Raw genomic sequence first — 260 nt, 5'->3', positions numbered from 1 at the left:
ATCAAACCATTTTCAATGGCGAATGCCCCAACACCAGACAGCATATTGCCGCAGTTAGGCGTGGTATCGACACGTTGCTCATGAACGATTACCTGCGCAAACAGATAATCGACATCAGCACGCGGATCGCTGGAACGGCTAATAATGGCGACTTTACTGGTCAGTGGATTACCGCCGCCAATACCGTCAATTTCCAGATCGTTACCGGAACCCATAATTGCCATCAATATTTTATCGCGCTGCGTTTGATCTTCGGGTAA

1 protein-coding gene is annotated in these 260 nt (G+C 48.1%); it reads right to left on the bottom strand.

Annotation, left to right across the window (positions count from 1 at the left end; all coding sequences use genetic code 11):
* Positions 1-260: PrpF domain-containing protein (locus MFF40_RS28525; RefSeq protein WP_283206127.1), on the bottom strand; the 260-nt coding region annotated here is incomplete at both ends.

Source organism: Methylobacterium mesophilicum, from assembly GCF_022179445.1.
Taxonomy (GTDB): Bacteria; Pseudomonadota; Alphaproteobacteria; order Rhizobiales; family Beijerinckiaceae; genus Methylobacterium; species Methylobacterium mesophilicum.
The sequence above is the reverse complement of the archived record's forward strand: the minus strand, read 5'-3'. Positions and strand labels throughout refer to the sequence as shown.